The sequence below is a fragment of the Listeria ivanovii subsp. ivanovii genome (assembly GCF_900187025.1).
In the GTDB taxonomy this organism is placed as follows: Bacteria; Bacillota; Bacilli; order Lactobacillales; family Listeriaceae; genus Listeria; species Listeria ivanovii.
Map to the genome: position 1 here is coordinate 2,139,787 of NZ_LT906478.1, position 13,848 is coordinate 2,153,634.

General features: G+C 36.4%; 15 protein-coding genes and 1 pseudogene. 3 read left to right on the plus strand and 13 right to left on the minus strand.

The window, feature by feature from the left end:
- Positions 1–22: 22 nt before the first annotated feature.
- The 7 genes from CKV67_RS10535 to cyoE form a co-directional block, all read right to left on the minus strand.
- Positions 23–1,063, minus strand: a complete 1,041-nt coding sequence (locus CKV67_RS10535; protein WP_014093384.1) for a SepM family pheromone-processing serine protease — start codon at positions 1,061–1,063, stop codon at positions 23–25.
- 14 nt (positions 1,064–1,077) lie between these two features.
- Positions 1,078–1,563: a pantetheine-phosphate adenylyltransferase gene (gene coaD / locus CKV67_RS10540; RefSeq protein WP_014093385.1), complete on the minus strand. Its 486-nt coding sequence runs from the start codon at positions 1,561–1,563 to the stop codon at positions 1,078–1,080.
- Between the two features lie 2 nt (positions 1,564–1,565).
- Positions 1,566–2,123, minus strand: coding sequence for a 16S rRNA (guanine(966)-N(2))-methyltransferase RsmD (gene rsmD / locus CKV67_RS10545; RefSeq protein WP_014093386.1), 558 nt, complete (start codon positions 2,121–2,123; stop codon positions 1,566–1,568).
- A gap of 97 nt (positions 2,124–2,220) precedes the next feature.
- Positions 2,221–2,502: a YlbG family protein gene (locus tag CKV67_RS10550; RefSeq protein WP_003748837.1), complete on the minus strand. Its 282-nt coding sequence runs from the start codon at positions 2,500–2,502 to the stop codon at positions 2,221–2,223.
- Between the two features lie 30 nt (positions 2,503–2,532).
- Positions 2,533–2,982, minus strand: a complete 450-nt coding sequence (locus CKV67_RS10555) for a YlbF/YmcA family competence regulator (protein ID WP_014093387.1) — start codon at positions 2,980–2,982, stop codon at positions 2,533–2,535.
- Between the two features lie 47 nt (positions 2,983–3,029).
- Entirely contained in the window at positions 3,030–4,085 is a 1,056-nt protein-coding gene (locus CKV67_RS10560) for a CAP domain-containing protein (protein ID WP_014093388.1), read from the minus strand.
- Positions 4,086–4,233: 148 nt separating this feature from the next.
- Entirely contained in the window at positions 4,234–5,139 is a 906-nt protein-coding gene (gene cyoE, locus CKV67_RS10565; RefSeq protein ID WP_025280028.1) for a heme o synthase, read from the minus strand.
- A gap of 235 nt (positions 5,140–5,374) precedes the next feature.
- Between cyoE and CKV67_RS10570 the strand changes: the two genes are divergently transcribed.
- Together CKV67_RS10570 and CKV67_RS10575 are read left to right on the plus strand one after the other, a co-directional pair.
- The gene (locus tag CKV67_RS10570) at positions 5,375–6,292 is read left to right on the plus strand and encodes a COX15/CtaA family protein (protein WP_014093390.1); all 918 of its coding nucleotides are present in this window, start codon (positions 5,375–5,377) and stop codon (positions 6,290–6,292) included.
- Between the two features lie 107 nt (positions 6,293–6,399).
- Positions 6,400–7,143, plus strand: coding sequence for a potassium channel family protein (locus tag CKV67_RS10575; RefSeq protein WP_014093391.1), 744 nt, complete (start codon positions 6,400–6,402; stop codon positions 7,141–7,143).
- 129 nt (positions 7,144–7,272) lie between these two features.
- Here CKV67_RS10575 and CKV67_RS15005 read toward each other — a convergent pair whose 3' ends face one another.
- From CKV67_RS15005 to CKV67_RS10585, 3 genes are all read right to left on the minus strand, one after another.
- Complete coding sequence (locus CKV67_RS15005) at positions 7,273–7,596, minus strand: hypothetical protein (RefSeq protein ID WP_369931476.1); 324 nt, start codon at positions 7,594–7,596, stop codon at positions 7,273–7,275.
- A 95-nt stretch (positions 7,597–7,691) separates the two neighbouring features.
- Positions 7,692–7,898 carry a hypothetical protein gene (locus tag CKV67_RS15010; protein WP_309147402.1) on the minus strand — a complete coding sequence of 69 codons (207 nt, stop codon included), beginning with the start codon at positions 7,896–7,898 and terminating at the stop codon, positions 7,692–7,694.
- Positions 7,899–8,160: 262 nt separating this feature from the next.
- Complete coding sequence (locus tag CKV67_RS10585; RefSeq protein ID WP_014093392.1) at positions 8,161–10,065, minus strand: alkyl/aryl-sulfatase; 1,905 nt, start codon at positions 10,063–10,065, stop codon at positions 8,161–8,163.
- Between the two features lie 347 nt (positions 10,066–10,412).
- Here CKV67_RS10585 and msrB point away from each other — a divergent pair.
- A pseudogene (msrB, locus tag CKV67_RS10590) lies at positions 10,413–10,705 on the plus strand (peptide-methionine (R)-S-oxide reductase MsrB); the annotation flags it as partial.
- Positions 10,706–10,844: 139 nt separating this feature from the next.
- Here the strand turns inward: msrB and CKV67_RS10595 are convergent.
- The 3 genes from CKV67_RS10595 to CKV67_RS10605 are packed head-to-tail and all read right to left on the minus strand — an operon-like array spanning position 10,845 to position 13,764.
- Entirely contained in the window at positions 10,845–11,486 is a 642-nt protein-coding gene (locus tag CKV67_RS10595) for an MOSC domain-containing protein (protein ID WP_014093393.1), read from the minus strand.
- Between the two features lie 19 nt (positions 11,487–11,505).
- The gene (locus tag CKV67_RS10600) at positions 11,506–12,123 is read right to left on the minus strand and encodes a YcnI family copper-binding membrane protein (protein ID WP_014093394.1); all 618 of its coding nucleotides are present in this window, start codon (positions 12,121–12,123) and stop codon (positions 11,506–11,508) included.
- Between the two features lie 12 nt (positions 12,124–12,135).
- The gene (locus CKV67_RS10605; RefSeq protein WP_025280029.1) at positions 12,136–13,764 is read right to left on the minus strand and encodes a copper resistance CopC/CopD family protein; all 1,629 of its coding nucleotides are present in this window, start codon (positions 13,762–13,764) and stop codon (positions 12,136–12,138) included.
- Between the last annotated feature and the right edge of the window lie 84 nt (positions 13,765–13,848).

Here is a 13,848-nt window from a genome sequence, read left to right on the forward strand (position 1 = left end):
TGATTTGCAGCGGTTACTTTATTTATTGTAATTTTTCTAAATAATCGACAGCATCTTGGAACGTTTTCACTGGTACAATTTTCATTTTTGAGTCGATATCTTTGGCTGTTTTTACTGCTGTGTCATAATTGCTTTCGATGGATGGATCGCTTTTTTTCATTTCTGCGGTAATTGGATCATTTGGAGCAAAGAAGATTTTCGCGCCACTCTTATCGGCTGCCACTACTTTTTGATCAATTCCACCGATTCTTCCAACGGTTCCATCAGGATCAATTGTCCCAGTTCCAGCAATTTTCTTTCCGTCTGTTAAATCATCTTTTTGGAAACGGCTATAAATTTCTAGGCTAAACATTAAGCCAGCTGATGGCCCGCCAATTTTTTCAGAATCAATTTCCACTTCAGGGACAGCGGTGATTTTTTCGTCATCTACAAGCGTAATCCCAATTCCAGGTGTACCTTTTTTATCAATTGCTGTAAGTTCGATAGTCGCTTCTTCATTTTTATCGTCGTGTTTGTATTTTATTTTAACAGTGTCACCTACTTTTTTGTCATGAATGTAATCAATGAACTCTTGGCTTGACTTAAAAGCATGACCATCTATTTCAGTAATTAAATCCCCAGCATGTAACACTTTTGCTGCTGGAACATCTTTCATGACGCTTAACACATAGACACCATCATAGGTTACTTTCACTTCTTGACCAGCAGCTTTGTAGGCAACTTGGATTGCATTGTTTTTTGATTCGTTCATCATTTGCATTTGACGAACATTGTATTCTTCGTCGGTTTCATTATCATATTTTATCTCGCTATCTTTTTCGAGTTCATGATATGGGAGAAACTTTGCCGTCATATATGTATAAATATTGGCTTTTCCCATTGCAATGGTAACTAGACTTAGCGAGCCATCTTTCTTATTAGGATGATTCTCAACCGTAACGAGTGGCGCAAGTTCCTCGGTTCCACCAGGCTTTGAAATATAGTACGGAACTGGAATAAAAAAGCCAGCTATAATAATTAGCAACAGCACAATGGCCGTTATTTTTTTCCACTCTTTACGCATTTTTTGTCCATCTCCTACTTATTAAATTTTGCTTGGATCGCTTGATTTACAACTTCTGGAACAAGTTCGCTAATATCGCCTTGATACTGCGCCACTTCCTTTACCATACTAGAACTTAAAAAAGAATATTTCGTATTGGTCATTACAAAGAAAGTTTCGATAGTCGCATTGAGCGTTCTATTCATCGAAGCAATTTGCATCTCATATTCGAAATCACTAACAGCTCTAAGTCCTCTAACAATCGCAGTTGCTCCGCGCTTAGCAGCATAATCAACCGTTAATCCACTCGCACTTTCTACTTGAATGTTTGGCAAATGAGCAGTCACTTGTTTAATCATTTCCATTCGCTCTTCTACATTAAAAAGCGGTTTTTTAGATGAATTATTTAAAACAGCTACATACAGTACGTCAAAAATTTTCGCTGCACGTTCAATGATGTCCAAGTGTCCGTTTGTAATTGGATCAAACGTTCCTGGAATGACTGCAATTTTTTTTTCCATCTCTACGCCTCCTGAAATTCAAATATGGATAAAACGGTTATCCCATATGAAACGGCTTTAATTTTAACGAAACTTCCTACTGTATCAGGCATAACCGCTTCTTTGTCGTGTTCACAAATGATTCTACTGTTTTCACTCACTAAAGCTAATTTTTCCAGCTGTAAGAGCAACTTTTCTAATTGTTGTTTTTTATATGGTGGATCTAAAAAAACTAAATCAAATTTCCATTCGTTTTTGTGGAGCAGTTTGAGTGCTCGTTCGGCTTCATTCCGATAAACTTCTGCTCGGTCAGCAAAATGGCAACTTTCTAAATTTAAGCGAATCGTCTTAATTGCCGCTTGAGCTTGGTCAATAAAAACAGCTCGCTCGGCACCTCTACTTAATGCTTCAATCCCAAGGCCGCCACTGCCAGCAAATAAATCAAGAACGACATCCCCATCAAAAAATGGTCCAATAATGGAAAATAACGATTCTTTTACTTTATCTGTGGTTGGTCTAGTATTATTCCCTGGAACAGCTTTCAATGCATGTCCTTTACGTTCTCCTGCAATGACTCTCATCTTTTTCGCACAACCTTTACTTCAATGTCTTTTTTACTTTATCATAAATAGGTACAAAAAAACAGCAAGACTAGTTAAATTAGTCTCGCTGCAATAATTAAATACTGATTTGTACGTCTTCATTTTTATGTTCATACATTAGTTCTTTTTTGGATTCGTATTCTGTTTTTAAAAATGGACGGAAAGACATTTCCACGCGTTTCACATAATGAAACCTGGAAACTTTGTTGGAGATATCTTCTACTTCCGCCATATCACAATATAAAACTGCATATTTTAGTTTGCGAGATACATAATGAACATTCCCGAATCGTTTCAAAGATCTAACTTGCTTTAAATGATTCATCCAAACGACGATTGCTTGTCTGTCATTTTCCATTGTTTAAGCCCCTTCTTTTTAGAATAACCATTACGCAGAACAACCGCAGCCTCCCCCGCTGCCACAACTCCCTGTAGAACAAGCTGATTTTGTTTCAAAAAATGGATTACCGGTTGGTACTTTGATATTATCTGAAACAGCACTTGCGAGAAGCAAACTGATTTCGTCTAAAAGAGACTGCAAATCCATCTCTGCTCGGCGAAAAGCTGCCACGTTTTGGTCCATGTCGACTTCGCGTTTGTAAGCACGAGTCTTTCTTGTTACTTCTTTATAGTCAGGATGGTACCGGCCGAACCGCTGTACTTCCTCATATTGTTCTTTTATTCGTATAAATTGACGAATATTTTTTTGACTTGTTGGGTCATCTAGTAATGTCTGCTTACATTTTTTGTAGTTTTGCGCTTCTTCGGAGTCTATAATCATGCCAGCAAGCTCATCTGATAAGTCGAGTAGCGCCATATTTTCCATTGTAGCGAGCATCTAGCCACCTCCATATCACTTACTTATTTTATTATACCATAGAACCATTATTTAATAATAAAATTTTGCGTATAGTATTTCTGATACGTACCTGCTCCCATATAGGTATAAGAACCATCCAATAAATTATCGCGATGACCTTTGGAATTAAGCCATCCTTCCACCGCAGCCGCACTATCAACGTAATTAAACGCAATATTTTCTCCAGCTTTCGTATATTTTACATTTCCGGCACTTAATCGATTGCTTAAATCACCTTGTGTCGGCGAATTATGGTCAAAATAATCGTTTTTTTTCATATCTACACTATGTCCATATGCTACTTTTGCAACGGCTTCGTCCCAAGCTAATTCTTCGACACCATAGCGATCACGAATAACATTGGTAATTTCTAGCACTTGTTTACTTGAAGCAGTGTCAATTGCATTCCAATCAGCAGGTGTCCGTTTTTCTTCATAAATTTCACCTTGGTAAGATAATTCGTATGGTCGCATTTTAATGAAGGATAATTTATTCAAATAACGTACACTTACTAATTTTGCTTTAAATTTATCAAAATTCAGTTGTGCATATACGCCGCTACCAATGTTAACGATTGGTCTAGCATTTAAGTCTTCTTCTGAAAGTTCAAATTTATAATAGCTGTCTTTATAATTAAAGGATATTTCCGACTGCAAATTAGCATCAGTGAATACTTTTTCTGCAGACATTCCAATCGTATATGGCATAACGTTTAAATCTTGCCCTAATGCATAAATAGTTTGCACCGTATTATTTGCCACGCCGACTTGCATATAACTAGTCCCAGGTTGACTATAAATATAACTATCATAACCATACGCTGATTTATCCACGCGTACAGGATCGCCAAATTCTTTTGTTACATCATTGACACTTTTGTTAATAAATCTTGCCAAGCTCGAACTATCTTCCACTTGTTCAGGATTTTCATTCGTTGTTTTTTTATCGTCAGGAAAATTTGATTTGGTGGCAGTATCTTCTGCGGTGTTTTTTTCCACTGATTTACTAAAAAATAGATCTGTGTTATATCCAATGAATAGGAAAATGATTAATAGCACAGCTACTCTCATAATAAACTTCACACTTTGCCCTCCTCGGCATTATTTTGTCTTCACTTGATGTAACTTCCATTTTACCAATTCTCTTATCATTTGAAAAGTTTTAAAACCACAAAAAAACAATTACGAATCAGCGCTACAAAAATCGCACTTCTTCGTAATTGTTCTAACTTTATAGGAAAATCGAAATGACTACCATCGCGACGAACAAAATCGTCATATAGTTTAATGAGTAAACGAACATCCATCTAGCCCATTTGATACTATCTTCCATTTTAAAACCATATATGCTAAGTGCGAGCCAACCGATATTTAGCAAGGTGGCTAAAATAACATAAACGATACCTAAATCAAACATGAAAAACGGTAGGATGGTTAATAAGACAACCCAGAAAAACATGCTTTTTTTCGTTCTTTCAATGCCTTTTACTACTGGTAACATTGGAATCCCAGCAGCGGCATATTCTTCTTTCCGTTTAATAGCAATTGCATAAAAATGCGGTGGTTGCCAACAAAACATCACAAGGAATAACATTATTGGTACAATACTAAAACTTGGTTCGACAGCAAACCACCCAATAAGCGGCGGTACAGCTCCTGAAAAACTACCAATAATTGTATTACTAACTAATTTTCTTTTTGCATAAAGTGAATAAACGACGACATACAAAAAGACACCAATAACGCCTAGCAGACCTGCTTGCCAAGTTGTCATAAAGAGCATAATCGTTCCGACAAGACCTAAAGCAATAGCGACCATTAAGGCACGTTTCCCGGATATTTTCCCAGTCATTGTTGGCCTGTTTTTAGTTCGTTCCATAATTCCATCAATATCCCGGTCGATGACATTATTAAAAGCGCCCGAAGCAGCTACAATAAGTGCTGAACCGACGATAGTAAAGAATATCACATCTACATTTTGGATAAAAGAAATACCATTTAACTGAAAGGCTAACCACATTCCTGTAAAAGCAGTAATCGTATTGGAATTTACGATACCAATTTTCACAAGCTCGGTAAAATCACGGACAGTAAATCTACTCGCCGAGAACTCCCCAGTTTTTTCTATCTGATTCACATTTTCTCCCCCTTACACTTGCTGATATAAACCAGTGATTGCGAACTGATAGATATCTTATACCCTTATTATGTGAAAAATACGCACCTTTTGTCAATAAATCGGCTTTAGACTTGTAAACTTTACATCTTTAAATAAACACGCTACAATAAGTTTGATGTGTACTCATGAACTTATACATATAAACATAAATTAGAAAAATCTCACACGCATCTAAAGGAGAGATTGGTAGATAATGAAAAAATTCTTGAAAATTTGGTCTGTCTTAACTATTATTTGTATGACTGTCGTCGTATTTGGCGGCGCGCTAGTAACAAAAACTGGTTCCGCAGATGGTTGCGGTAATAGTTGGCCTTTATGTAATGGGCAATTAGTTCATTTAACAGATGTAACACCTGAAAAATTAATTGAATTCATGCATCGAATGACAACTGGTATTAGTTCTATTTTTGTAATTGTTCTAGCCATTTGTGCTTGGATTTATATGAAAGATCGGCGGGAAACAAAACCGCTAGCGATTGTTGCGGTGTTGTTTCTAATTATCCAAGCGCTTATGGGGATGGCTGCTGTTGTTTGGGGACAAAATCCATATATCATGGCATTGCACTTTGGAATTTCGATTATTTGTTACGCATCGATTGTATTACTCGCGTTAATGATTTTTGAAGTAGATCGAAAATTTGATGCTAGAAATTTAGTAATGGGTACAAAACTCCGGATAAACATTTATGCATTAACAATTTATACGTATTTAGCTGTTTATACAGGAGCGCTTGTCCGTCATGAGAAAGCAAGTATGGCCGTTCCAGTTTGGCCATTTGAAAACGGAAAATTTATTATGCCAGATTCCGTGCAAGATTATGTGCAATATTTTCACCGACTAGCCGCATTCATCTTAATTGTTTGGCTACTCTATGTCACTTGGTTAGTTTTCCGCGACTACAGAAGATATCGTGTGCTCACTTTTAGTATGATTTTGTCACTTGTGTTTATTGCCCTTCAAGCAGTTACTGGTGCATTATCAGTATATACAGGGGTAAACTTATATATCGCACTGGCACATAGCTTAATTATTACGATGCTTTTTGCCTTGTTATGTTACTTATGTTTACTCGCATCCAGAAGCAAAAGCAATCGCTTGCGAATAAAATAACGGAAAAGCTAGTGACTTTGGTTGCTAGCTTTTTTTGAGATAACATGCAGGTTTTCGGTTGTTTTATGCTAAAATGAAGAAGAGTATAAGTTAACGAGGTGAAGAACTTGGACAAAACAAAGAGAAGAATGATTTATGAGTCATTTATGCTTGTTCTCATAATTTTATCGCTTGCCCTTTTACCCTATCACAATTCTTTTACGTTTATTCTGAATTGGATTATTTGGGTGATTTTTACGCTGGATTATGTGGTCAGGTTTTATCGGGCTGATAACAAATGGCATTACGTCAAGACACATCCATTCCAGTTAATTGCCATTATCCCGTTTTATGGTGGGTTTAGGGCGGCGCGGATTGCTAGCTTTGTCCATCTCTTAAGTATTACCGCAATGGGAAAACGTTATATAGTTCCAATTTATAACTTTTTCCGCTCTAATGGGTTAAATCGCTTCTTAATGATTTTTATTTTACTCGTGATTATTATTCCGGTTCCCATGGTATTTATCGAACCAGAGATAAATAATTACCCAGATGCACTTTGGTGGGCAATTGTTACGGCTACAACTGTTGGTTACGGGGATATTGTTCCTGTTACTCCGATTGGTCGAATCCTAGCGGCCATTATGATGTTATTTGGAATTGCTTTTATCGGGATGATTACTAGTACAATCACTAATTTCTTTCGTGCCAAGAAAACTGTTTCTACTAGCACACAAAGAACGAGTAAAATCACACAGCTAATTGCCGAAACTCCTGACCTTACAAAAGAAGAAATAGCAGTTGTCGAACAGTTTTTGAATTTAAGAAAAAACGAACTGACGGATAGTAAACAAAAAAGTGATGCCCACTGAGGTTATTACTTTTTTGGCTAGGTCATGAGTTGGAAATAAATATGAAATTTTTTTCAGTCTTGAAATAAGACTGAAAATCCTTTTTTATAAAATCCATTTCTTCCGAATACAACAAGAAATGCTTCTAGATTATTCCTTACTTTTCTTTAAATAGAGGGCACCATTTCTTTCTTCTAACTTATTCTTTTTAATCAATAACGGTAATTTTTCATATAATACCGTGCAAAATACACCAGCGTATTTTGCTAGTTTCATTTTATGCATGTAACTGGGAATCTTTTGTTGTTCGCCATTTATGTTTGAATTATCACAAATATGTTGTAAAGAATATATAATTCGTTCCTCTGCTGATAATTCATATTTGATTAGTTCACTATACAAGTTTTTGTTATTATTTAAAGTTGCTTCGATAAGCCAATGGAGATAATCTGTTTTGTTTGTCGCAAAATTCAAAAAATACTCCCTGTCAATGTGCACTAGTAGTACTTCTGTATCACAAATTAAATTCAGCTCATTATCTGCATTAATTTTTGCAAGTTGTTGATTTACTACATCTCCATTGAAAAAAAGTGAAGAATATGAAAATTTTTATTTTCGATATGAAGCACTCCTTCTAAAACGATAATAAACTCATTGATACATTGCTCCTTTTTAACAACCTCATTTCGGTGGAAATTTTCTTTTCGTATCCAACTATCTTCTAATTTGCCTCGATCCAGTTCAGCAATCATTTCCTTTATTATTTCTTCCTGCAATAGTACCATCCCCTTATACAACCTATTTGTGTTACACATCGTTTAATCATTATAAATTTCCTTACGAATACGAGTGGTAAGAATCGAATTTAAAGTATAGACAGTTAAATCCCTATTCACAATTAGCTTATCTTATGTTCCCCATTCAATCGGATAGGCTACATTTCCCCTCATAGAAAAACACCTCCAGTCAAATTAATTTTACTTAATTTTGATTGGAAGTGCTTATTATTTCCTCTTTTATTCAGAAACATAGCTATTTTTAAGGTGTAACAATATTGAATACGGGGTTAAACTCATCTAGCAAGGAAGCAAATTCATCAAATTTCTCAGCATTCCCTTCTAGTTTAATGCTTTGATCAGCAAATGCCTCTTTAAATGTTTTCACACCACCAAAAATATGATTAAAAGTATCTCTAGTTGTAGTTAAAACTACGTCGGCATTAGCATCTTCTTCTGCATCTCGATATGTTAGCACAGAATTATTTAGTAATACATTATATTTTTCTTCTGTGTCAGTCAATTTCCAGTTCATAGAAACTCGTTTATCGATAGCTTTTTCACCATTTAAGCGAATGCCCATATAGTCTAGAACCAAGTCAAACGGCATACCTTCTACCACATCCAGTGTTACCGTATTAAGAACCTCTGTTGGAAGAGAATTACGGAGTTCATATGCTGAAGCTAAATACACATTCCGCCATGAAGCAGACTCAGATTGATAGCCTAATTGTTCCAAAGCATCTGCCAATAACCCTCTTGCTTCTTCACTTTTATCGTCCGCGAATACCGCATGTTTTACCACTTCAGCAACCCAGCGGTACTCTCCTGCTTCATAGGATACACGAGCCTTTTTCAAGACCTCATCCACGCCGCCCATAAATTCAACATACTTTTTAGCAACTTCTTCTGGGGGTAGTGGATAAAGATTTGCTGGATTTCCGTCGTACCAACCAAGATAGAATTGATAGATAGCTTTTACGTCATGATTTAATGTTCCATAATAGCCTCTTACATACCATTTTTCTTCTAAAGATGGTGGAAATTTGACTGCTTCAGCTACTTCAGTCGCAGTTAAACCTTTATTGATAAAATGCAACGTTTGGTCATGCATATATTTATAGGCATCACGTTGATGAATTAGCATATCATTGATTTCTTCGTTGCCCCAAGTTGGCCAGTGATGCTGACCGATACATATCGCATATTTATCCCCGAATGCGCGAATCGCTTTATCAATATCTTTCCACCACGCATAGGCATCACGGATTTGTGCGCCACGAAGCGTTAAGATATTATGCAGATTATGTACTGCATCTTCAGCGATATTGATTAATTTAAATTGCGGAAAGTACATTAAATGTTCTGATGGTGCTTCTGTATTTGGTGCCATTAGGAACTCTATTTCAATACCATCTACTGTACGTTTTTCATGATCAAAAGTAATGGTATCATTTGGTGCAATGAGTGACATATGACCTGTAGAAAGTGTTTTCCCTAATCCAGCATCTACTTGACCTAGTTCACTACGAGATAAGCGGCTTCCATACATATATTCTGCACGACGAACCATTGCATTTCCTGCAAAAACATTTTCACTTACGGCATGTTCCATGAATCCTTCTGGTCCAATTAAGGCAACTTTTCCAGAAGCCACATCTTCTTTACTAACAAGTCCAGCTACACCACCATAGTGATCACCGTGCGAGTGCGTATAGATAATTGCTTTAATTGGTTTTTTGGGACGATGCTCATAATAAAGTTCTAATGCTGCACGAGCAGTTTCAACAGAAGTTAACGTATCAGTAATAATAAGCCCCGTATCCCCTTCCATGATAGTTGTATTAGCCATGTCGTAACCACGAACTTGATAGACACGTTCCGTTACTTTAAATAAACCATTCGTCATATTAAGTTGCGAAATACGCCACAAACTTGGGTTAACAGAATCTGGTGCATCCCCGTCTCCGATAAATTGATAATCATCTAGACTCCAAATTCGTTTTCCATTTTCATCTGTTACTTCCACTTTATCCCACGTTCCGATAAAGCCTTTTTTTGCATCTTCAAAATCTTTCGTATTTTCAAAGGGTAGAGCATCTTTCACAGCATTATTAACCTCTTTAGTAAAGCTTGTTGCCTCTTTCGGTAATATCTCTTTGGACATGTCTGTTTCCCCTCTCGAAATAATTTTTGTATCTTTAAGTGTATACCTCACTCTTTTTATTTGAAACGTCTTTCATTTATTCGTGTTCAAAAAAAGAAGTAGTAGTTAGACTACTGTATTAATTTGTCAAAACGCACTGCTCTCCGTCTCAGAAACGAGTCAGCTTTAATTTTATTTAAACATCTAAAACGAAAAACGTGTAATTTAAACATATTTCAAGCTCTTTTTCAGTAAAATTCATTAGATTGTCACTTGATGAAAGCGTTATTTTGGTATAATTAATATTGGCATTACCATCTATACAAAGAAGGAAGAGGTGGTTAAGTTGACTAATAAAGGGGTAGAAAAAGCTACTTTTCTCTTCCAAAGATCAATATGATTCCAACTGTGGTTGGCCAAGTTTTACTAAATCAAATGATGAAGAAGAAATCCATAAAGCATTTGATTCTAGTCATGGCATGAGACGAACAGAAGTCCGCTCTATGGAAGCTGATTCCCATTTAGGGCATTGTATTTTCGCGGTCACCCAAAAGAAAGCGGTGGTATGCGTTATTGCATCAATTCTGCTGCCTTAGGTTTTGTCCCAGTAGAGGATTTAGAAAAAGAAGGCTATGCTGAGTACCGACATTTATTTGCGTAACAAAGATATGTTAATGTTTGAGAGAAGCGATTAAGATGAAAAATTTATCAATAGAAGAAAAAAAGAGCCATACCGCACCTTTTTCATACCCAATTTAAACAAATGAGCCAAGTCTCTCTTTTGAAAGACTTAGCTCATTTTATTTTTTAAGTAATTTATCTACTTGCTCGCGGTAACGATCAGATAAGGATTCTACTGAGAGAATTTGTAATAAATCCTTTTTTGTACCGTGTTTATGCAACACTTTATCATGGCAAATTGCTACTGTAACCCCGTGGCTTTCTTGGTGAATTTGTTTTATTTTATCCTGTTGTTTTATTTCTCCTGGTGTAATCGTTCGACACAAGTAGCCAGTAAATCCAGTTTCTCGAATTGCTTTATAAAGGTTAGGGATGGCATTGAATTTTTCAATTGTACTACATGGATTTCTTGCTTCTGTAACTTGAATAACTACTTCACCAATTTGGAACTTATCGCCAATTTGGACCTCTTCTTCCAACATATTGGTCACAATCAAGTTTTCACCAAAAGCACTCATTTGCAACTTCTCACCAAACATTTTTTCCCATTTTTGATAATGCTCCACTGGATAAATACATACAGTCCTGTCTAATCCTCCGTGATATTTTAAATTATGTGGGGCATCATTTTCAAAACCAGTCATTGTTAAATAGGCCACATCAACAGATTTTTTTTCAATTCCTGTCACCATTTGCTTGTTATTTCCCAAAGTTAATTCTTTTGGCTTTCCAACTGCTAAATGTACTATTTTTCGTTCCATGTGTTAAACTCCTTTGATGCTATTTTTTTCGATTTAAAATAGCGAGAATACCGGTGATTAATGCAAGAACACTAATTGCAAGTGCTGTCCATAATAGAATTTTATCATCATTTGTTGCACTACTATCACTAGATGTATTTTCAGCGCCAGCGATTACTTCTCCGTGAGATCCAGCAGAAGTTTTCGTGGATTCTTTAATTATTTTCGTTGTTGCATGAGGGGTTTCAGAATCTTCTGCGCCAACCCATTCGACAATCGAACCATCTTCATAGTATTGATAGGCGTTCCATGCGATGTCTCCTGTTTCACTTGGATTTTTAGCAATAAAACTGAAGCGTTGGAATTGTCCTTGTTCGATCCCATTCCCTTCTGTTTGCCACGTAACTGTATTATTTTTCTTATCAATCGTTGTTTTCCATCCTTGAACAGGTTCATATGATTCAAAAGAAGTATCTTTCGGTATTTTTAGAACGATTTTTTTAGAAGCAACAGCTTTTTCAGAAGGGACTTTCATCGTATAGGTTTCCCATGCTGCTACAGTGGATTCGCTTGGAAATACAGAGACATGTGCACTTGCTTGAAATGGTACGAATAAAACAGCTAACAAAATAATAAATGAACTGATGATTTTTTTCATTGCTTTTCCCCTTTACTGTTTAATATTAATATTGAATGTTTGGTCGATATCGGCGAAATCTTTCGTTAAGCCGTGGACTTCCACTTCCCAATTTCCAGTTTGATTAATATAGAGACCTTCTGCAAAATATTGGTTCTCATTGACAAGTTTTGCTTGAAACGTAGCTTTTTCATCTGTTTTTACTGATTTAGTAGTTATTGTCACTTGTTGTAAGTCTGTTTTTACTGCGCCGCTCTCTGTAAGGAAAGTAACAATGAATTGGTTTTGTCCTACAGTAGCTGGTGCAATTTTCAAATTAATTTTTGCTTTTTCCCCTTGTGCGATTATCGTCTCATCATAGGTTTTCGGAGCAGCTGGAGGTGGCGTTTGCACATTTGTTAAAGCACTTGCCACAATCAGAATGACCGTTCCAATCACAAGTTCTAGCATAATGGTTTTAAAAGGAAGTTTTTCTTTTTTGAGTTTTAAATAAATATAATGCGCCAAACCGAGTAAGGCCATCAATAAAAACAAAGCAATTTTGAAAAGAAGTAATTTACCATAGTTAGTTGTAAATAAACTTTTCATTTGTCCGATATTCATGACAGCCATCAGCAAGCCACTTGCCAAAATGGAGGCGACTGCGATGGTTGCAATTACTGCGAACCTGCTCCAAACTTGCTTGGCTTTATTTGAGCGTGGGAGTACGAATAAAAGAACGATGATACCTCCAACCCAAACACTCGCGGCAACCATATGCAAAATATCCGCTGTAATGCTTATTACTTTATCGGCACTAGCAGCTGCGTGTCCATTTTGTGCTTTTGTGAAGATAAGATACGCTACCAAAACACTCTCGGTCAGAAGAGCCAACCAGCTCCACTGTTTTTCTTTGGCAAACATTATTATCGTAAATAGGAAGAGAATAGCCCAAACGATAAATTCGCTAATCCAAAGATAACCCGTTTTTGTTTCTGTTAAAAAAGCGAATAGATTCACGGGCTGAAGACTGGCTGTAATTGATACGCCTGTTGTAATGCTTGTTTGGACAAAAACTTGCAGGATAATTGCTAATCCAAGTAGAATAAGCGCTACTATTGTTAGTTTTTTTAGGCGCTGAACTATTTTCTTAGTCATTGGTTCATTTCTCGGGTATAAGCCGAAACCCAAAACAAGCAACCCAATAAACAAAGAAAATCCTATGTATAGCAGTGCTTTTTGAATGGAACTAATTGGCAAGTCTGCACCGCTAACAGGAGCTGCCGTTTCCTGAAAACTAGCTTTTGTATCTCCTAATTTAAAGGAAATTACGCCTGATACTGCATGTCCATCTGCTGAAACAACCCGCCAAGAAACAGCGTATACATCTGGTTTTAAGTCCTTTGGCAAAGCACTTTCAACGATATGATTATTCTGTTTGGACACGGTAGTCTTACCAGTTTCCACCTGCTCCCCCTTAGAATTTTTTACTTCTATTAAGGGAAAGTCCGCTTCAATTTCTTCATTAAAAACAAGCGTTACTTTTTCCGGTGCCGTTTGGATATGGGATTGATCAGCTGGGTTCGCGTTTTCCAAATAAGCATGTGCCGATACAAGCTCTATTGGTACAATCAGTAGGTATATAAGAATGAAAAGAAAAATACCCTTTTTTAAAAATTTCATTTGCGACTCCTTTGTGATAACATGCGCTTTTACTCTTTTTAACTTATCACGTGCGCGAATTGAATGGAAATAATCGGCTCATTT

Excerpts from the sequence above, each read along its gene's own strand:
- CKV67_RS10535 (WP_014093384.1), bottom strand. The coding sequence starts at position 1,063 with ATGCGTAAAGAGTGGAAAAAAATAACGGCCATTGTGCTGTTGCTAATT.
- coaD (WP_014093385.1), bottom strand. The coding sequence starts at position 1,563 with ATGGAAAAAAAAATTGCAGTCATTCCAGGAACGTTTGATCCAATTACA.
- rsmD (WP_014093386.1), bottom strand. The coding sequence starts at position 2,123 with ATGAGAGTCATTGCAGGAGAACGTAAAGGACATGCATTGAAAGCTGTT.
- CKV67_RS10550 (WP_003748837.1), bottom strand. The coding sequence starts at position 2,502 with ATGGAAAATGACAGACAAGCAATCGTCGTTTGGATGAATCATTTAAAG.
- CKV67_RS10555 (WP_014093387.1), bottom strand. The coding sequence starts at position 2,982 with ATGCTCGCTACAATGGAAAATATGGCGCTACTCGACTTATCAGATGAG.
- CKV67_RS10570 (WP_014093390.1), top strand. The coding sequence starts at position 5,375 with ATGAAAAAATTCTTGAAAATTTGGTCTGTCTTAACTATTATTTGTATG.
- CKV67_RS10585 (WP_014093392.1), bottom strand. The coding sequence starts at position 10,065 with ATGTCCAAAGAGATATTACCGAAAGAGGCAACAAGCTTTACTAAAGAG.
- CKV67_RS10595 (WP_014093393.1), bottom strand. The coding sequence starts at position 11,486 with ATGGAACGAAAAATAGTACATTTAGCAGTTGGAAAGCCAAAAGAATTA.
- CKV67_RS10600 (WP_014093394.1), bottom strand. The coding sequence starts at position 12,123 with ATGAAAAAAATCATCAGTTCATTTATTATTTTGTTAGCTGTTTTATTC.
- CKV67_RS10605 (WP_025280029.1), bottom strand. The coding sequence starts at position 13,764 with ATGAAATTTTTAAAAAAGGGTATTTTTCTTTTCATTCTTATATACCTA.